The organism is Microbacterium sp. P26, from assembly GCF_023712585.1.
GTDB classification, from domain to species: Bacteria; Actinomycetota; Actinomycetes; order Actinomycetales; family Microbacteriaceae; genus Microbacterium; species Microbacterium algihabitans_A.
Window position 1 is genome coordinate 218,968 of sequence record NZ_JAMAXZ010000006.1, and the last position, 19,199, is coordinate 238,166.

The 19,199-nt window shown below is 71.4% G+C and carries 16 protein-coding genes; 9 read left to right on the top strand and 7 right to left on the bottom strand.

Annotated features, from left to right (window positions below; translation table 11 throughout):
* Window positions 1–38: 38 nt before the first annotated feature.
* The 6 genes from M3667_RS12995 to M3667_RS13020 form a co-directional block, all read right to left on the bottom strand.
* A complete protein-coding gene (locus M3667_RS12995; protein WP_144832108.1) occupies window positions 39–1,121 on the bottom strand; it encodes an ABC transporter permease in 1,083 nt (360 codons plus the stop codon).
* Window positions 1,118–1,897 (bottom strand): ATP-binding cassette domain-containing protein, encoded by a 780-nt coding sequence (locus tag M3667_RS13000; RefSeq protein WP_251508588.1) that lies wholly within the window; start codon window positions 1,895–1,897, stop codon window positions 1,118–1,120. Before M3667_RS13000 ends, M3667_RS12995 begins: the two co-directional genes overlap by 4 nt.
* A gap of 2 nt (window positions 1,898–1,899) precedes the next feature.
* The gene (locus M3667_RS13005; protein ID WP_251508590.1) at window positions 1,900–3,351 is read right to left on the bottom strand and encodes an L-fuculokinase; all 1,452 of its coding nucleotides are present in this window, start codon (window positions 3,349–3,351) and stop codon (window positions 1,900–1,902) included.
* Entirely contained in the window at window positions 3,348–4,385 is a 1,038-nt protein-coding gene (locus tag M3667_RS13010) for a class I mannose-6-phosphate isomerase (RefSeq protein ID WP_251508592.1), read from the bottom strand. Before M3667_RS13010 ends, M3667_RS13005 begins: the two co-directional genes overlap by 4 nt.
* Window positions 4,382–5,455 (bottom strand): LacI family DNA-binding transcriptional regulator, encoded by a 1,074-nt coding sequence (locus M3667_RS13015; protein WP_251508593.1) that lies wholly within the window; start codon window positions 5,453–5,455, stop codon window positions 4,382–4,384. The genes M3667_RS13010 and M3667_RS13015 overlap by 4 nt, the downstream gene beginning before the upstream one ends.
* Window positions 5,456–5,541: 86 nt before the next feature.
* Window positions 5,542–6,540, bottom strand: a complete 999-nt coding sequence (locus tag M3667_RS13020) for an aldose 1-epimerase family protein (protein WP_251508594.1) — start codon at window positions 6,538–6,540, stop codon at window positions 5,542–5,544.
* Between the two features lie 128 nt (window positions 6,541–6,668).
* Here M3667_RS13020 and M3667_RS13025 point away from each other — a divergent pair, with 128 nt between their 5' ends.
* The 4 genes from M3667_RS13025 to M3667_RS13040 all read left to right on the top strand — a co-directional run bounded on the left by M3667_RS13025 (window position 6,669) and on the right by M3667_RS13040 (window position 11,076).
* Window positions 6,669–7,523: a class I fructose-bisphosphate aldolase gene (locus tag M3667_RS13025; protein ID WP_251508595.1), complete on the top strand. Its 855-nt coding sequence runs from the start codon at window positions 6,669–6,671 to the stop codon at window positions 7,521–7,523.
* A complete protein-coding gene (locus tag M3667_RS13030) occupies window positions 7,520–8,674 on the top strand; it encodes a Gfo/Idh/MocA family protein (protein WP_251508596.1) in 1,155 nt (384 codons plus the stop codon). The genes M3667_RS13025 and M3667_RS13030 overlap by 4 nt, the downstream gene beginning before the upstream one ends.
* A 113-nt stretch (window positions 8,675–8,787) precedes the next feature.
* A complete protein-coding gene (locus M3667_RS13035; protein ID WP_251508597.1) occupies window positions 8,788–9,783 on the top strand; it encodes a LacI family DNA-binding transcriptional regulator in 996 nt (331 codons plus the stop codon).
* Window positions 9,784–9,918: 135 nt separating this feature from the next.
* Entirely contained in the window at window positions 9,919–11,076 is a 1,158-nt protein-coding gene (locus tag M3667_RS13040) for a nucleotidyltransferase family protein (protein ID WP_251508598.1), read from the top strand.
* A gap of 18 nt (window positions 11,077–11,094) precedes the next feature.
* On the opposite strand, the gene M3667_RS13045 is transcribed toward M3667_RS13040, so the two are convergent.
* Entirely contained in the window at window positions 11,095–12,435 is a 1,341-nt protein-coding gene (locus tag M3667_RS13045) for an O-antigen ligase (RefSeq protein ID WP_251508599.1), read from the bottom strand.
* Window positions 12,436–12,466: 31 nt separating this feature from the next.
* On the opposite strand from M3667_RS13045, the gene M3667_RS13050 reads away from it, so the two are divergent.
* The 5 genes from M3667_RS13050 to M3667_RS13070 all read left to right on the top strand — a co-directional run bounded on the left by M3667_RS13050 (window position 12,467) and on the right by M3667_RS13070 (window position 19,114).
* Window positions 12,467–13,909, top strand: a complete 1,443-nt coding sequence (locus tag M3667_RS13050) for a lipopolysaccharide biosynthesis protein (protein WP_251508600.1) — start codon at window positions 12,467–12,469, stop codon at window positions 13,907–13,909.
* A 43-nt stretch (window positions 13,910–13,952) separates the two neighbouring features.
* Window positions 13,953–15,044 carry a glycosyltransferase family 1 protein gene (locus M3667_RS13055; RefSeq protein ID WP_251508601.1) on the top strand — a complete coding sequence of 364 codons (1,092 nt, stop codon included), beginning with the start codon at window positions 13,953–13,955 and terminating at the stop codon, window positions 15,042–15,044.
* A gap of 61 nt (window positions 15,045–15,105) precedes the next feature.
* Window positions 15,106–16,008 carry an SDR family oxidoreductase gene (locus tag M3667_RS13060; RefSeq protein WP_251508602.1) on the top strand — a complete coding sequence of 301 codons (903 nt, stop codon included), beginning with the start codon at window positions 15,106–15,108 and terminating at the stop codon, window positions 16,006–16,008.
* Between the two features lie 161 nt (window positions 16,009–16,169).
* The gene (locus M3667_RS13065; RefSeq protein ID WP_251508603.1) at window positions 16,170–17,564 is read left to right on the top strand and encodes an alpha/beta fold hydrolase; all 1,395 of its coding nucleotides are present in this window, start codon (window positions 16,170–16,172) and stop codon (window positions 17,562–17,564) included.
* Window positions 17,561–19,114 (top strand): GMC family oxidoreductase, encoded by a 1,554-nt coding sequence (locus tag M3667_RS13070; RefSeq protein ID WP_251508604.1) that lies wholly within the window; start codon window positions 17,561–17,563, stop codon window positions 19,112–19,114. The genes M3667_RS13065 and M3667_RS13070 overlap by 4 nt, the downstream gene beginning before the upstream one ends.
* Window positions 19,115–19,199: the final 85 nt, after the last annotated feature.

Sequence of the window (19,199 nt, forward strand, 5' to 3'; positions counted from 1 at the left end):
TTGCCTGTTCTCTCTTGGTGGGTGTCGGATGCCGGGCCTCAGCCGCGGCGTCCTCCGCTGACGAACTTCCGCCAGAGGCTCTGGGTGTTGCCGCGGGTCGCGGCGGTGCGGCGCACCTGGTCGACGTAGACGGCGGTGATCAGCACCGCGCCGACGGCGACCTGCTGCCAGAAGGGCTGCACGCCGGTGATGACGAAGCCGTTCTGCAGGACGGCCGGGATGAAGAGGCCGACCACGGTGCCGAAGATCGTGCCGACCCCGCCGAAGAGCGAGGTGCCGCCGATGACCACAGCCGCGATCACGTTCAGGTTGGTCTGCGACTGCCCCGCGATGGCGGTGGTCGAGAACTGCGAGAGGGCCAGGATGCCGGCGAGTCCGGCGAGCGCTCCCGACAGCGTGTAGACCGAGATGAGGTGACGGTCGACCTTGACGCCGACGCGGCGGGCAGCGAGCTCGCTGGAGCCCACGGCGTAGGTGTAGAGGCCGAACTTGGTGAAGTGCAGCACGATCGCGCCGATGACGACGACGACGAGCGCGATGACGCTGATGATCGGCAGCGACCCGAACACGTTGCCGTAGCCGATCGAGACGGTCAGCACGGTGGGCACGTCGCGGATGTCGACACCGCCGGTGAGGATCTGCGCGAGACCCAGGGCCATGCCGAGCGAGCCCAGCGTGACGATGAGCGGCGGGATCTTCGCCTTCGCGATGAGGAAGCCGTTGAGCAGGCCCCAGCACACGCCGCTCAGGATCGACACGATGATGCCGACGGTCGCCACTCCCCAGCCCTCGCCGCCGAGGGCGCGCATCGTCAGGGCAGACACGACGCCCGAGAACACCAGCACCGAACCGACCGAGAGGTCGATGCCCGAGGTGATGATGATGTAGGTCATGCCGACGCCCAGGACCGCGAGGATCGAGGCGTTCTGGATGATGAGGCGGAAGTTCGACCACTGCGCGAACGAGTCCGGCGCCAGCGCGCTGAAGATCAGCACGATGACGATGAGGATGATGAGGATCTGGAAGGCCTGCGCCTTGAGCAGCCCCAGGAAGAAGTTGGGCTTGGTGTCCTCGAACGTGCCGATGGCGACGGTCTCGGTGGGAGGGGTCTTGGTGCTCATTTGGAGTCGTCCTTCGTGACGGCGCCGGTCATGAGTCCGACGAGTTCTTCCATGGAGGTGTTCTTCGCGTCGACGTTGGCGACGCGGGTGCCCAGGCGCAGCACCTGGATGCGGTCGCAGACCTCCATCACGTGCGGCATGGAGTGAGAGATGAGCACGACGGCGATGCCCTTGTCGCGCACGCGGCGGATCGTCTCGAGCACGTTCTTCGTCTGGCGCACGCCGAGGGCGGCGGTGGGCTCGTCGAGGAACACGAGGCGTCCGGCCCAGTGCACGGCGCGGGCGATCGCGATGGCCTGGCGCTGACCGCCCGACATCTCGCCCACCGGCGACGACAGCGATCGCACCGTCGCGCCGAGCTCGTCGAACGCGGCCCGCGAGGCGACGGCCATCTCCTTGGTCTTCATGAAGCCCAGCGCACCCGCGAGGCCGGGGCGGCGGATCTCGCGACCGAGGTACATGTTCTGCACGGGGTCGAGGTGAGGCGCCAGGGCGAGGTCCTGGTAGACCGTCTCGATGCCGAGGCCCGACGCGACCTGGGGGTTCGACATCTCGATGGGCTTGCCATCGAAGAGGATCTCGCCCTCGTCGACCGCCAGATTGCCCGAGAGGGCCTTCACGAGGGTCGACTTGCCGGCGCCGTTGTCGCCGATCAGGGCCGTCACTTCTCCGGGGTAGACCTCGAAGTCGACGTTGTGGAGGGCGCGGACGGATCCGAACTGACGTGACAGGCCACGGGCCTGCAGCACCGGGACGGTCGTGCTGACTGACGACATCGTCAGCTCCTTTCAGGGGTGGGGGTGAGAGAGGCGAGCACGGCGGGGCGGTGCTCCACCGTGTCGAGCGTTGACGAGAGGAAGGTGTTCGCGACGTCGGCGAAGGATCCGGATGCCGTGTCCCCGGCGGAACGCGCGGCGAAAGCGGCGAAGAGCGCGGTGCCGTAGGCCGTGCCCTCGTCGTGGGTCGAGACGGTGACCTCGGGCAGCAGCGCGGAGCGCGAGCGCACGACGGATGCCATGGTCGACCACCCACCGGTGAGCACCGTCGAGGTGGGAGGGGTCACTTCGCGGTCCATCGCAGACATGCACTCGGCGAGCATGTCGTTGCCGTGTCGCAGCGACGCCGCGAACAGTTCGGCGGGGCTGAGCCCGTCGCTCTGCGCGACGATCTTCAGCACGCCGTCGTCGTTGCGCGCGCCCGAGACCTCCAGGCCTCCGTCGGCGAGGGTGCCGTCGACGGGAAGAGCGAGAGCCTCGTCGTCGATGCGGGCCCGCCCCACGGCATCCGTGATTCCGAGAAGCTGCAGCACGCGCCGCATGAGCAGGCCCGACTTCGTGCCCGCCAGCAGCACGTATTTGCCGGGGATGACGTGGCGCACGCAGTTGATGCCGGCGTGGGCGAGGCGTTCGCGCGCGTCGAACGGCAGGGTGTCGTCGAGTACGCGCACGAGCGCCTCGGCGGTGCCCATCGAGTCGTAGAGCTGGCCGGTGTGCGTGGCGCCGACGGCGACCGCCGAGACGAGGTGGTCGTGACCGGCGACGGTCAGGGCCGCACCACGGAAGCCGGCGGGCATGTCGGGATCGGTGAGGGTGCCGACCGGTTCTCCCGCGCTGACGAGGGTGCCGAGGATGCTCTCGTCGACGCCGAGCACGTCGAGCGCCGCCTGCCAGGGGGTGCTGTCGTCCTGGTCGATCAGCCCGGTGCGCGAGACGAGCGAGTACTCCGCGACGCGGGGGCCGCCGAGCGCGTGCACGACGAACTCGGGGACGTTCAGGAACGTGGTGCCCGCGAGCGTGATGCCCTCGTCGCGCAGGTGCAGCAGTTTGGCGATGGATGCCAGGGGTCCGACGGGCAGTCCGGTGCGGCCGGGGAACTCGGCGCGGAAGGACTCGGGGGTCGACATGATCTGCGCCGCCCCGCGCGGGTCGAACCACGCCATGATCGGGGCGAGGGCCTCGCCTCGCTCGTCGAGCAGGACGCCCGCTTCGGCCATGCCCGAGACCCCGAGCGCGACGACGCGGTAGCCCTCGTCGAGGCGCGCGTCGGCCTCGGCGGCGAGGTCGCGCACGACGGCGATCGCCTCGGCCGCGGTCATCTCGGCCTGACCGTGGTCGAGGTTGGTCCACGGCGACCGGCGGCTCACGACGAGAACCTGGCGTCCCTCGGGGGTGGCGACGAGCAGCTTGGTGCTGGTCGAGCCCATGTCGATGCCGACGACATACTCGCTCATCGCACGTCACCGCCGCGGAGGGTTCCGGGCCAGCCGGCGCCGGGCGCGGCGACGAGGATCTCGGCTCCGCCCGTGAGGCGCCATGCACCGAAGGCGTGCGGGACGGCGTAGACCTGTCCGCGCTCGACGTCGACCCGGCCGGCATCCGACACCAGGGCGCCCGCGCCCTCGCGCACCAGCACGACCGAGAAGCCGGCCGCGTGCGCCACGGTGTCTCCCGCGGCGTCGAAGAGGCGGAAGTAGGGGTCGGCGGCATCCGGCAGCAGAGAACGGAAGGCGGGTCTTGCCGGGGTCGTGCCGGAGGTGTCGACCAGGGCGTCGAGGGCCTCGGCGTCGAGCTTCTCGGTCGAGACGGCGGGCATGACGGCGTCGAATCCGAGGTCGAGGTGCGACTCCTCGCGCGTCGAGGTCGTGACCGACCACTCCAGCAGGATCGAGAAGTCGGTGGGCTCCTGCACCTCGGCGACGAAGATGCCCCCGTCGATCGCGTGCACGGTGCCGGCGGGCACGAGCACCCCCATGCCGGGGCGCACGACGACGCGGTTCATGTGGGCGAGCATCCACTCGCTGTCCTGGGCGTCGCGGCGGCGGTCGAGCTCGTCGCGGTCGACGCTCTCGTTCCACCCGACGTACACGGCGCAGTCGTCCTCGGTCTCGAGCACGTACCAGGCCTCGGTCTTGCCGTAGGGGCAGTCCAGGTGCGACGACGCGAATCCGCGGTCGGGGTGCACGTGGACGGGGAGACGCTGCCGCGCGTCGAGGAGTTTGACCAGGATGCCGAGATCGGCGGCATCGCGTCCGCCGCGCGCTCCCACCCAGGCGGCGCGATCGGCGGTCACGAGGTCGCGCAGGAACTCTCCGCCGTCGGTGACGGCCAGGCCGATCTCGTCGGAGCCGAAGCGGGAGACGGTGGAGCCGAGCCACTCCTCGGGCTGACGGTCGGTCTCGGGCACGATGCCGCGAAGGGCGGCGATGCGGTCGCCCCCGCGGTAGAAGTGCTGCACGGGATTGGGGGGCAGCAGGACGGGCTTCATCGCGTCGCTCCGATCGGGTCGAGGGGGAAGGAGGGGGCGACCTCACCCGATCCACGCGGGACCAGACGGGTGGGGACGACGGTTCGGGTGGGCTCGGCTTCGGGGTGCACCGCGAGTTCGCGCAGGCGACGGAAGGCCGCGGCGCCCATGAGACGCGGGTCGTGGTCGACGTAGGTGATCCCGGGTTCGAGCACTTCGGCGAGGGTGAAGTCGCCGAACGACACGAGCGCCGGCATCCGCAGGCCGCGGGCGCGGATCGCCTGCACCGTGCCGATCGCGGCGAGGCTGGTGGCACACAGCAGGGCGGTGGGCGCGTCGGCACGCTCGAGCAGCCGTGACGCCTCGGCCGCCTCGCCGGCCTGGAAGCGCTCGTGCGTGACGACGAGCGAGGGGTCGAACGGCACGCCCGCCGCCTCGAGGGCCGAGCGGTAGCCGGCGAGACGGTCGCTGACCGTGGGGTACGGCACGTCCTCGCCCATGAAGGCCACGCGGCGGTGTCCGTGCGAGAGGAGTGCCGCGGTCGCCTCGGCGGCGGCGCCGAAGTCGTCGATGACGACCGCGTCGATGCCCGAGCGTGAGCGGTCGACGGTGACGACGGGGAAGCGGGTGCGCAGCCCCGCGAGGGTGGCCGCCCCCACGGCGACGGGGGCGACGACGAGACCGGCGAGCCGGTGGCCGGTCAGGCGTTCGAGCTGCGTGCGCTCGCGCGCCGCGTCGTAGCCGGTGCTGGCGAAGATGACGCTGAGCCCCTCGGCGACCGCGAGTTCTTCGACGACGCTGACGAAGGCGGCGAAGAACGGGTCGCTGATCGCGTCGATGAGGATGCCGATGGTGTCGGCCGCCTGGCGCTTGAGCTCGCGGGCGCTGCGATCGGGCACGAAGCCGAGGTCGCGCACGGTCCGCATGACCTTGTCGCGGGTGACGGGGAGTACTCCGGCCTCGTCGTTGATGACGCGGGAGACGGTCTTGGGGCTCACGCCCGCGGCGATCGCGACGTCGATGAGGCGAGCGCGCGGCCGGACCGGCGCGGCCTCGGCGACCGCGGCGGCCACCAGTTCGTCGTGCGTCATCGCATCCTCGACATCGTTGTCATTTCGGGGCGGATCCCTCGGGCGGGCTCCGATGGAGTCATCCTGAGGCTAGGAGGACAACGTTGTCAAGTCTCGGATCGGTCACGGATGACATCGATGTCGAGACCGAGCTCCCACGACGCGCCGGGGGCGAGCGCCCGCAGCAGCCCCGCCTCGCGCGCCGCGCCGCGGCCGTGGATCGTGGCCGCCGTCGCCGGCTCGACGCCCAGCACGAGACCGTCGTCCTGCGCCACGCGCCACTGGAACATCGCCGGCAGCGCCGTCGTGTCGAAGGAGATCCGGATGCCGAGCCCCGACGAAGCGATCACCTCGGCACTCACGCGACGATCGCTCGGCAACTCGTGGCGGAACACCTGTTCGGGGTAGTCCGCGACGGGGGCGGGGAACTCCGCCCAGCCCTCGATGCCCACCTCGGCGGCCGCATCGCGGGGCACCACGCTCTCCGCGGGCGAGCGCAGCACGGTGCCGGCGTCGACCAGCGGCCAGCCGAGGTTCACGTGGTAGAGCACCATCGGCTCCACCACGCGCGACCCGCGGTTCACCATCTCGTCGCGCAGCTCGATCCGCCCCTCGCCCAGCGGCACGCGCAGGCGCCGCCGCAGCTCCAGGTGCGCACCGAGCACCGTCGCCTCGGTCACGGTCGCCTCGATCACCACGGCATCCGCCTGCACCTCCGCCCGGGTGACGGATGCCGACAGGCCGCTGTAGCGCCCGTGCTGCGGATGCTCCCCCTCGGCGTCGACCGACGGCGGGCCGAACGACAGCAGACCGCACGTGGTCACGAGTCCCCCGCCGAACGCCGCCCCGAAGCCCGCCGTCCCCGGCCGCGGCCACCCCGTCGGTGACACCCAGGCCAGGGGCACGCCGCGGTGGCGCACCTGCCCGAGGTCGAGCCCGCGGTCGGGCAGCAGCTCGATGTCGAGGTCGCCCGCGATCACGCGTAGTCGCCGGGTTCCGGCATCCGGTCCGTCGCTGCGCACCGAGGCCTCGACCGCCGCGATCTGGGCCGTTGAGCCTGCGCGCCGCAGCGCCTCATCGATCGGTCGTCCGTACAGCTCACCCATGAGCCCCGCCTTCCTCGCCGTTGCGACGCTCACGCTATCAATGTTTGACAACGTTGTCTTGTGAACCGCATACTGACCGTCGAGCGCAGAGCCGCGCCCCGACACGACGCTTCGGAGACCCACACCCCATGTCGAAACCCCGCCTCAATCGCCTCTTCAACGCCCGATCCGGTCGCGCGTTCGACGTCGCCGTCGACCACGGCGCGTTCCACGAGTACAACTTCCTCACCGGCATCGAAGACATGGCGAAGACCGTCGCGACCCTCGTCGATGCCGGCCCCGACGCCGTGCAGCTGACCCTCGGCCAGGCCCCGCTGCTGCAGGCGTTCCCCGGCAAGCAGAAGCCCGGGCTCGTGCTGCGCACCGACATCGCCAACGTCTACGGCGACCCGCTCGAGATGCCGCTGCACAGCATCCACGTCCCGGATGCCATCGAGGTCGCCGTGCGCCTCGACGCGGTGGCCGTATGCGTCAACCTCCTCGACCTCCCCGGCGAACCGCAGGTGCGCGAGCAGTGCATCCGCTCGATCCTGGCGCTGCGCACCGACGCCGAGAAATACGGGATGCCGCTCATGATCGAGCCTCTCGTCATGCAGACCAAGCCCGGCTCGGGCGGATACGGGGTCGACGGCGACACCGCCAAGGTCATCACCCTCGTGCGCCAGGCGCGCGAGCTCGGCGCCGACCTCATCAAGGCCGACCCCACCGACGACATCACCGAGTACCACCGGGTCATCCAGGCCGCGGGCGACACCCCGCTGCTGGTCCGCGGCGGCGGGCGCGTCGACGACCGCACGCTGCTCGAGCGCACCCAGGCCGTCCTCGAGCAGGGCGCGCGCGGCATCGTCTACGGACGCAACGTCATCCAGCACCACGACCCGGCCGGCATCACCGCCGCCCTCATGGCCGTCGTGCACGACGACGCCTCGGTCGACGAGGCCCTCGCCCTCATCGGCGCCCCCGCGGAAGGAGACCGCGCATGACCGGCAAGAAGATCGGCGTCGGCATCATCGGCGGTGGCCTCATGGGGCGCGAGATCGCGGCGGCGCTGCGACGCTGGCCCGCCCTCATCGACCACCCGGCCGAGCCCGAGCTCGTCGCCGTCTGCGACATCAACCCGGCGGCGCTGGAGTTCTTCGAGCGCATCGACACGGTGCAGCTGACCACCACCGACCACCACGAGCTGCTCGCCGACCCCCGCGTCGACGTCGTCTACATCGCGGTGCGCCACGACCTGCACGAGCGCCTCTACGTCGACACCGTGCGCGCGGGCAAGGCGCTGCTGGCCGAGAAGCCGTTCGGCATCGACCGCGCCGCCGCCGACGCGGTCGTGGCCGCGATCGAGGAGAACCCGCAGTCGTTCGTGCGCGTCTCGAGCGAGATGCCGTTCTTCCCCGGCGCCCAGTGGGCCGTCGACTACGTGCGCGCGGGCGGCCTCGGCCGCATCGTCGAGGCGAAGTGCACCTTCCTGCACTCCAGCGACATCGACGTGAACAAGCCCCTCAACTGGAAGCGGCAGAAGCAGTTCTGCGGCGACGCGGGGGTCCTCAACGACCTCGGCATGCACACATGGCACGTGCCGCTGCGCCTGGGATGGGCGCCCGAGAAGGTCGTCGGCATCCTGCAGGACATCGTCACCGAGCGCCCCGGCCCCGATGGTTCACCACAGCCCTGTGACACGTGGGACAACGCCGTGATCCACTCGTGGTCGCGCCACGAGGGCGCCCCGTTCCCCCTCACCACCGAGACCAAGCGCATCGCTCCGGGTCAGAAGAACACGTGGGAGTTCGAGGCGATCGGCATGTCGGGCGGGGTGCGCTTCAGCACCAAGAACCCCAAGCAGGTCGAGGTGTTCGCCTTCGTCGACGTGCCCGGCGTGGGCCGCGAGCAGAGCTGGCAGAGCGTGGATGCGGGCAGCCAGTCGGTCTGGCCGACGGTGACCGGCCCCAACTTCGAGTCGGGGTTCTCGGATGCCATCCTGCAGATGTGGGCGGCCTTCCTGGCCGAGTACCTGGGTGAGCTGGGCGACGGATTCGGCTGCGTGCGCCCCAAAGAGGCCGCGCTCACGCACCGCCTGTTCGCCGCCGCGATCGCCTCGCACGAGACGGGCACGCTGGTCGCTCCCGAGGCCTGATCGCGCGACGTGCGGGCCCGGACGCGCCACCGGGCCCCACGTCACCGGTCGAAGACGGTCCCACTCCCTATGCTCGGATCATGCCGTCGCTTCACGGCAGCCCGAGGAGACGCATGCGCAAGACCGGCCGGCCCACGATGATCGACGTCGCCGCCGACGCCGGCGTCAGCCTGAAGACGGTCTCGCGGGTCGTGAACGGAGAGTCGGGTGTCGACCCGGCGATGATCGAACGCGTGCGCGCGTCGGTCGCGCGACTCGGATACCACCGCAACTCCCTCGCCGCGAGCCTGCGCTCCGGCAACCGCGACACGATCGGCTTCATCGCCGCCGACCTGTCGAACACCTTCTACATGGCCGTCGCCGCCGCGGTCTCCCAGGTCGCCACGCGCGAGCGCATGCACGTGGTGATGGCGTCGAGCGAAGAAGACGCCGACCTCGAGCGCACTCTCGCCCTCGACATGTGCCAGCGCCAGGTGGGCGGCCTCATCGTGGTCCCGACCGCGGCCGACCACTCCTACCTCGCCCGTGAGGTCGAGCTCGGCACGCCGGTGGTCTTCCTCGACCGCCCCGGCAGCGGCATCCCGGCCGACGCGATCCTGCTCGACAACCGCGGCGGGGCGCGCGACGCCGTGGCCGAACTGCTCGCGGCGGGTCACCGCCGCATCGCCGTGCTGCTCGACGCGCCCTCCATCTACACGATGGCCGAGCGCCGTGAGGGTGTGCGCGACGCCTTCGCCGCAGCGGGGCGCGCGCTCGATCCCGCCCTCGTCGTCGAGGGGCTGCACACCCCCGCCGACGCGCGTGACGCGATGGAGCGCCTGCTCGACTCCGCCGACCCGCCCACCGCGGTGTTCTGCACCAACAACCGCCTCACCATCGGTGCGCTCGAGACGATCCTGCCGCGCGGTGCCGACGTCGCCATCGCCGGATTCGACGACTTCGAGCTGTCGCGCCTGTTGCCCCGCCGCATCCGCCTCGTCGATTACGACGTCGCCGATCTCGGCGCCCGCGCGACCGAGACCCTCCTCGCCCGGGGCGCCGACCCGGCCACCGGCTCGCACACGCATCTGATTCCCACGCGCCTCGTCGATCGCGGGGGCGTGCGCTGATCCGCGCCCCCTTCGAAGGGTGACCTGCGGGGTGAAGTAGATCGGGCCTCGCCCCCGGCGTCGCCCTCGCGTGCCGCACCGTGCCGTGGACCCCCGCAGACTGGGTTCTCCCACCGTCGACGCAGGAGCTGCACAATGGGCGATTCCCCTCCCCCCTCCGGGGTCTGGACGCCCGTGGCCCTCGGGGCGCTCGACGTGCGCTCCGACGACACGACGCCCGGTGGCCCCGAAGTGCTCCTCGCCCCGGTCGTCCCCGGCGACGCCTTCTGCCTGGTCGGCGACGGGGCGGCGCTGTGGCGGCGCCTCGTCGCGCAGGGCTCCGTGCGCCACGCCGACCTCTCTGCCGACGAACGCGAGCTCATCGAGCGCATGAGAGACCTGCACATCATCGACGCCGACCCCCGCCACCCGTGGGCGGTCACCCACCTCCCCCGCCCCACGCTGTCGTCGCCCACCCACGAACTCGTCTACGCCGTCACCGCGCGTGTCGCCGAGTCTCACGGCATCCGGTGCGTCTTCATCAAGGGCCCGGCGCTGAAGAGCCAGGGGCTGCGCGAACGGGAGCACTCGGGCGACGTCGACGTGTGGTGCGACCCCGACCGCTGGGACGATCTCGCCGCGGCGCTGGAGCCCTGGGGATGGACACGTGAACCCGACCCGTGGCGGGGAACGCCTGTCCATCACACCGCCACGATGACACCCGCCCGCTGGGGCTGCGAGATCGACGTGCACCGCCGCCTCCCCGGCCTGACGAGAGACGACGGCGACGCGTTCGCCGCGCTCACCGCCCGCACCTCCGCCGTCCGCTACGCCGGGGTGGAGGTGAGGGTGCCCGACGTCGCCGCACACGCGGTGCTCGCCGCCGTCCACGCCGTGCGGCCCGAGATCGGTGCCGGCCCCCGCTCGGAGCGCGCCTCCGCGCTCGCGACGACGATGCTCGCCGCCGCGCCCACCACTCTCGACAGTGCCGTCGCGCTCGGCGCGGTCGAGGTGTTGCGCACCGAGATCGCCGCGGCGACGGGGACCGCACCTCTGCCGAGCGACGGAGCCCGACCGCACGACTGGGAGTGGCGCGGTCGCCCCGACCGCCTCCGCGCCTACTGGACAGCCCTGCAGACCGTGCCGCCGCTGTTGCGCCTGCGCGTGGGGCTCCGCCTGATCTGGCCCGACGACGACGTCGCGCTCGCCTCCGAACGACGCGCCGGGCGCCCCGTCACCACGGCCGCGGCCGCGAGGCGGAGCCGCCTGACCCGCGGCGCGCGGGAGTGGCTCGGACGCTCGTCGCGCCGCTGAGCCCCGAACGAGCCCCCGTCAGCGACGCATCGCGCGCAACGCCGAACGCGACATCATCTCGCTCGGCATCGACGCGATCACCTGGGCGAGCTGCGCGCGGTCGTCGCGATCGATCCAGTGCCGGGCGGCCAGCACGAACAGCGGCAGCACCGTCGACGACGACAGCGGCCCCCACCCGAGCATCCCGAACGGCGTCTCGGTGACGCCGATCACGACCAGACCGAGCACGAACGCCACGCCCACCGCCTGCTGACGTCGATCGGTGTCGCGCAGGCTCGAGACGAACGCCATGACGATCACGGCGGCCCAGGCGGCCAAGGTGACGGCGCCGCCCATCACGAGCGTCGTCAGCACCAGGTTGTGGCCGTGACTCGCGGCGCTCGAGAGCGCGTTCGACAGCATCGCGTAGTTGTCCGCGTACCAGTGGGCGCCGAGGCCGAAGAGCCAATGGCCGCCCAACTCGTCGCGGTTGAACGTCCAGATGGCGCCGCGGAACGTGTAGGCCTCGGGGTCGGTCTCGGTGAAGGGGACGCGCACGCAGGCGATGCACGCCGCGACGAGTCCTGCGACGGCGGCGACGCGAAAGGCGGGTTGCGGCAGCACCCGCGACAAGACGATGACGGCGAGCACGACGACGGCCCCGGCGAGCGCGGTTCGCGACGAGGTGAGTACCAGGGCCCACGCGATCACCCCGATGAGCGGCCACCGCACCCACCACCGACGTGCGGTGAAGGCGAACGGCAGAGCGAGCGCGAGGAACATGCCGAACACGTTCGCGTTCGAGAAGATGCCCGACAGCAGTGACGTTCCGGTGAGCGACTTCTCGAAGGTCTCGGAGCCGCCCGAGATGAACACCTTCGACGGGTCGAGGTACGACAGGGCGATCGCGGCCGCAGCGACCAGGGCACCCAGGTATCCCAGGATGCCGAGATCCCTCGGTTTCACCCGCGCTATCACCAGCAGGGTGCCCACGGCGGAGGTGAGGAGCAGGCCGAGCGTGGGCTCCCGCCCGTGCACGAGCTCGTTCGCCGCGAGCACCAGACCGGGGGCGACGACCAGCAGCAGGCTCTCGCCCGTGACCTTCGAGAACAGCAGCATGAGCAGCAGCAGTCCCACCGCCAGGATCGGCACGGCGATGCTCAGGGCGTCGTCGAGCGCCACCACCAGCGGGTTCGAGGCGGTCTTGCCCTCTTTGTAGTGCTGGCGGTCGATGAGGGCCGTTTCGACGACCGCCGGAACCACCGAATACGCCCACACGACGATGACCGCCGTCCAGCGCAGCGCCCGCGAATTCACCCACCCCTTCTCGGGCCTGCCGGGGGCGCGACCGAGGGTCGCGGGGCTGGTTAGCGTGCTCACGGCCGACACAGTACAACTCGAGGAGCTCCCCGTGATCCCCACCGACGTCACCGCTCCTCGCCGGGGGGCGGCGCTGCTGCTCCTCGGCGCCCAGTGGGGTCGGTACGTCTCTCAGATCCTCGGCATCGTCGTCTTGGCCCGGCTGGTCGGGCCGGCCGACTTCGGCATCGTCGCGCTCGCGGCCTCGGTCGCGGGACTCGCCGCGGTGCTCGGCGACTTCGGGTTGAGCATGGCGGCGCTGCGCGCACCGACCCTGTCCGATGCGCAGCGGACGAACCTGTTCTGGATGAACACCGGCATCGGTCTCGCGGCGACGGGGGTGGTGCTCGCGGTGGCCCAGCCGTTCGCGGCCGCCTTCGACGATCCGCGCCTGGTCGCGGTCATGTGCCTGCTGGCGCCGGCGTTCGCGCTCCGCTCGGCGAGCGCGCAGCTGCGTGTGGAGCTCAACAGATCGGGGCGGTACGGACGTCTCGCGGCGAGCGAGCTCTGCGGCGACCTGTCGGGGCTGGTCGGAGCCGTCGCCCTCGCGCTCCTCGGCGGCGGGTATCTCGCCCTCGCCCTGCAGGGCACGATCGCGGCGGGCGTCACCCTCGTGCTGTCGGTGTTCCTCACGCCCTGGCGTCCGGGGCTGCCACGGCGGGGAGCGGCGATGGGCCCCCTGCTGAGCTTCGGCGGCAACACCTTCCTGGTGCACGTGCTGAACTACGCCGCGACGAACGTGGGCACGGTGTCGGTCGCGCGGGTGGCGAGCGATCAGGTGATCGGTTTGTTCAACCGGGCGACCCAGCTGGTGAACCTCCCGATCGATCAGCTCATCACTCCGCTCACGCGGGTGGTCATCCCCGGTCTCGCGGATGCCGAAGACACCGCCGAATTGCAGCGGCGGCTCGTGCGCCATCAGACGGTGCTCTGCTACCCGACGCTCGCCTACCTCAGCCTTTTCGTCGCCACCGCGTATCCCGCGCTCGACCTCGTCCTCGGCTCCGCGTGGACGGGCGCCGCGCCGTTCGTGCCGATCCTCGCGGCCGGTGCACTGTTCCAGATCCTCGGCTACCCGCAGTACTGGGCCTTCGTCTCCACGGGCCGATCCGGGCTGCTGCTGTTCTCCGAGATCAGCGGACGCGTGGCGACGATCGCGCTCGCGGTGGTCGTCGCCCCGATCGGCCCGGCCGCGGTGGCCGGCGCCATCGCGCTCGGGCAGTTCCTGCTGTGGGGCGTCGCGGCGATGTTCTTCCTCCCCCGCACGGGCGTCTCGTCGGCGGCCCTTCTGCGCGCGGCGATCCGGCCGATCGTCGTCTTCGCCGTCGCGCTGGGGGCGGGCCTCGCCGTCTCGACGCTCGTTTTCACCTCCCTCCCCTCGCTGCCCCGCCTGCTCGGCGTCGGTGGCGTCTGGGTCATCGTCGTGATCGCACTGCTGCTGGCGATGTGCCGACGCGACCTTCGCGTGTTCGGGGGCTTCATCCGACGCCGCTGAGGGGCCTCCCGCCGGCTCGACCACTCGTCGGGAAGGCCTCGAGATGACCATCGTGAACGCCCGGTTCCTGACCCAGGGGACCACGGGGATCCAACGCTTCGCCACCGAGATCACGCGCGAGCTCCTCCGCATCCGCGACGACCTCACTCTCGCCGTCCCTCCGGGCGACCTCGACGACGCGGGGCTCGACCGCTCGCGCATCCAGACGGTCGGGCGCTTCACGGGTCACGCGTGGGAGCAGATCGACCTTCCACGATTCGCCCGGCGGCGCGGCGAGCTGCTGCTGAACCTCACGAGCACGGGCCCGATGTGGCACCGTCCGCAGATCTCCACGCTGCACGACATCACGTGGATCCGTCATCCCGAGAGCTTCAGCCGACGCTTCCGGGCCCTCTATTCGGTCGTGATCCCCCGCGTCGTCGCGCACAGCGAACGCATGATCACCGTGAGCGAATTCTCGCGCGGCGAGATCTCGCGTCGCTTCGGCGTGCCCACCGACCACTTCGCCGTCGTCCCGAACAGCGCGCAGAACATCCTCGCGCTGGCGTCCACGCCGCCGGCGACGTCCTCGAACCGCCCGTACCTGCTCGCCGTCTCCTCGCCGAACCGGCACAAGAACGTCGCCCGCATGCTCGACGCGTTCGCGATCTTCGCCCGAACCCATCCCGAGGTCGAACTGCGCGTCGTGGGGAGCCAGACGAACAGCTTCGCCCGGCAGCAGTTCGACACCTCCGACGCGCGGGTGCGCTTCCTCGGCCGAGTCGACGACGCCGAGCTCGCCGCCCTGTACCGCGGAGCCCTCGCCTTCGTCTTCCCCTCGCTCTACGAGGGCTTCGGCATCCCGCCGATCGAGGCGCAGATGTGCGGCTGCCCCGTCATCGCGGCGCGCGCCGCCTCCCTCCCCGAGGTGCTCGGCGACTCCGCGCTGTACGTCGATCCGCTCGACGTCGACGACATCGCCGCGGCCATGTCCCGTGTCGCCGACGACGAGGGCGTCCGCGCGCGGCTGATCGCCGCCGGTGAGCTCAACGCCCGACGCTTCTCGTGGCGGGAGTCTGCGGAGAAGGTCAGCGATCTGCTCGACGAGCACTCCGGCATCCGCTCGACGCGCGTTCGCGGCGCGGCCATCCGATAGCTCGACCGCCGCGCCCGTCAAGGGCCGTCGCCGCCCGGTGCGTGCTGCCTAACGTCGGGGCATGACCAACGATCGCGATCAGCTGACCTTCGACAACCCCGTCACCCGCTACGCCCGCGTCGAGCCGCCCCTCCAGCACCAGCCCGAGCCCGGCGTGCAAGCCGACATGACCCCGGTGCCCGACCTCGGCGAGAAGACCTACCGCGGTCTCGGCCGCCTGGTCGGACGCAAGGCTCTCATCACCGGCGGCGATTCCGGCATCGGCGGGGCGGTGGCGATCGCGTTCGCGCGCGAAGGCGCCGACGTGGCCATCGTGCACCTGCCCGACGAGCAGCGCGACGCCGATCACGTGCTCGATCAGGTTCGGGATGCCGGTCGCACCGGCGTCTCGATCGCGACCGACATCACCGACCCGGCGGCCTGCCGCGAACTGGTCGACCGCGCCGCCGAGGCCCTGGGCGGCCTCGACATCGTCGTGAACAACGCGGGCAAGCAGGTGATGGTCGAGAAGGTCGAAGACCTCTCCGACGACCAATTCGAGCAGACCTTCCGCACGAACGTCTTCGCGCCGTTCTGGATCACCAAGGCGGCGCTCGCGCACCTGCCCGAAGGCGGCTCCATCATCAACACGGCTTCCCTCGAGGCCTACGTGCCCGCCCCTGACCGTCTCGACTACGCCGCCACCAAGGCCGCGATCAACAACCTCTCGAAGGGCCTCGCTCAGCAGCTCGCGTCACGCGGCATCCGGGTCAACGTCGTCGCTCCGGGGCCCACGTGGTCGGCGCTGCAGGTGAGCCAGGGCGTCTCCGACGACCAGATGGAGCACTTCGACGACGAGAGCACCTATCAGCGGGCCGGCCAGCCCGCCGAGATCGCACCCGCGTTCGTCTTCCTCGCCTCGGCCGAGTCGAGCTACGTCTCGGGCGAGACGCTCAACGTCAACGGCGGCATGGTCACGCCCTGAGGCCTGCGCAGACGCCCCGGCCCGCCGCGCGCGGCCGGGGCGTTCCTGCGCGCCCGCGCGGCCCGCGCGCTCCAGGGCGCGGCGCGGCCCGCACGCTTGCGCAAAACCCGTCGATCCGCAACCGACCCGTGTCGCGCGCGCACATACGGGAGCGTGAGTGCATGCCCACCGACACCGCTCCCGCCCCCGGCGGAGCGCCCCTCACCCTGTACATGCTCCACGCGCTGGGCGCGAGCGCCGGCTCGTTCGACCGCCTGGCCGACGAGCTCGCGGGAGTCGCGCACGTCGTCGGCATCGATCTCCCCGGCTTCGGCTCCGCCGCGAGCGCTCCCGACGCCACCGTCGACGAGACCGTCGACCACGTCGTCCACCGCCTCGCCGACCACGCACGGGGGCCGTGGATGCTCGGCGGACACAGCATGGGCGGCAAGATCGCCGCTCTCGTGGCCTCCCGCGTTCTGCGCGGCGATGCGGCCCTCTTCGGGCTACAGGGCATGGTGCTCATGGCCCCGTCCCCACCGCGCCCCGAGCCCATGGACGAGCAACGTCGGACGCTCATGCTCTCGTGGGTCGACGACGGCGCGATCTCCGAGGCGGATGCCGAGACCTTCATCGACCAGAACACCGCCGATCCGCTCGACGCCGGGGCGCAGTCGCTCGCCCTCGCCGACCTGCGTCGCACCTCCCCCACGGCGTGGCGCGCCTGGCTCGAGACCGGCAGCCGAGTGGACGCGACCGCCGCGGTCGGCACGCTCGACGTGCCCGCCGTCGTGATCGCCGGGACCGACGACGCCGACCTCGGAGCCTCCGCGCAGCCCGAGCTCCTGGCATCCGTGTACCCCCGGGCGCACTTCGTCACGCTCGAGGACACCGGGCACATGATCCCGCTCGAACGCCCCGTCGAGGCGGCCGCGGCCATCTCGCGCTTCGTCGCCGAAGAAGCGGGCGTCGGTCCGGTCGTCCCCGACGAGTGGGTCGAGCTCATCCGCAGCGAGCGGGTCGACGCCCGCGTGCGCAGCGCCCTCGCCCGTCGCGCGCTCCCCGACGACCACGGCTACGCGCCCGCGGTGCTCGACATGGCGCAGCTGACGCTCCTCCGCGAGATCGCCGACCTCGTCGTTCCACAGGAGGGACCGGCCATCGACATCGCCGCCCGCGTCGACGCCCAGTTGGCGCGCGGTGAGGGCGACGGGTGGCGCAACGCCGATCTGCCCGGCGACCCCGAGGCGTATCGTCGCGGGCTCGATACGTTGGCCGCCGCCTGGCCCACCGATCCGTCGGAGCGCAGCGACCGCCTCAAGGCGGCCATCGAGGGCGACTCCGACCTCGACGGCCCTCTCGACGCGGCCCAGCTGAAGGCGTGGCTCGAAGACGCGCGCAACGACCTCGTTCGCCAGTGGCTCGCCCACCCCGCGAGCATGGCGCGCGTCGGCTACGACGGGTTCGCCACCGGCGGCCGCCCCATGCGGGGGTACGTCGAGCTGCGTCTCGGACGCCGCGAAGACTGGGAGCCGGCGAACGTCGGTGGCACGATCGCGACGGGAGACGCGGCATGAACCTCGAAGCGATGCGCACCTTCACCGACGACGAGATCGTCGACGTGGTGGTGATCGGAACCGGAGCCGGCGGAGCACCCCTGACCGCCGAGCTCGCACGTAAGGGACTCACCGTCGTCGCGCTCGAGGCCGGGCGGCACTTCTCGCTCGACGACCTCACCCCCGACGAGACCGAGGCCGTCGAGATCAATTGGATGTCGGAACGCCTCAGCGGCGGAGACGACCCGACCGCGTTCGGTCCGAACAACAGCGGACGCGGCGTGGGCGGCTCGATGCTGCACTGGGGCGCGTTCACCCCTCGTCCCGACCGACGCGACCTCGCTCTGAAGACCGAATCGGGCGTCGGCCGCGACTGGCCCATCGACCCCGATGAACTGCTGTCGTACGTCGAGCGCGTCGAGGGCGACATCGGCGTCTCGGGGCCGTCCCCCTATCCGTGGGATCCGAGTCGCACCTACGCCTACGCACCGGCGAAGCGCAACGCTCCCGCGAACCTCGTGGCTAAGGGCTGCGACGCCCTCGGCGTGCGCTGGGCCGACGCCCCGGCCGCCGTGCTCACCCGCGCCCGGCTGCAGGATCACCACGGCGCGCGCGGTGCGTGCGTCAACTGCGGCGAGTGCCACCAGGGATGCCGGGTGGATGCCAAGGCATCCACCGCCAACACGTACCTGCCGGCGGCCGTGGCATCCGGCGCCGAGATCCGCAGCGAGGCGATGGTGCACGGCATCGAGCTCGACGCCCGCGGTCACGTCCAGGCCGTCGTCTACCGCAAGGGCGGCGTCGATCGTCGTCAGCGGTGCCGCGCCCTGGTGCTCGCCGGAGGCGGTGTCGAGACACCGCGCCTGCTGCTGCACACCGGCCTCGCCAACGACAACGGCCAGGTGGGCCGCAACTTCCTCGCGCACGGTGCGACGCAGGTGTGGGGTCGGTTCGACGAGCCGGTCCGCGGGCACCGGGGCTACCCGTCGTCGCTCATCAGCGAAGACATGATGCGCCCGGCCGACGCCGATTTCGCCGGCGGCTACCTTGTGCAGAGTCTCGGGGTCATGCCGTTGACGTTCTCGACCACCCTCGTGCGCGGCGGCGGCCTCTGGGGTCCCGAGCTCATGCAGCGTCTCGATCAGGCGAGGTTCATGGCCGGCATAGGCATCAACGCCGACTGCCTGCCCTCCGACGACAACCGCCTCGAGCTGGTCGACGAGCTCGACGAGTTCGGCATCCCGCGCGCGCGGGTCACGTTCACCGCCGGTGACAACGAGAAGGCGATCGACAAGCACGCGACCGCGTTCATGCTGCGCGTGATGGAGGCCGCCGGCGCACGCGAGACCATGGTCCTCGCCCGCACCGCGCACACGATCGGCACGTGCCGCATGTCCGACGACCCGTCCGATGGCGTGGTCGACGCCGACGGCCGGTCGCACGAGATCCCGAACCTGTGGATCTGCGACAACTCGGTCTTCCCCTCGGCGATCGCCGCCAACCCCGCGCTGACGATCATGGCCCTGTCGCTGCGCACGGCTGATCGCTTCCTCGCCTCCGCCGCTGCCTGAGTGGCGTCGTCCGTCCCGCCGCGCGCAGATGCGGTGGGACGGTGGCACGCGTCCAGGTGACCGTCGGCGCTCCGGACGATTCGGA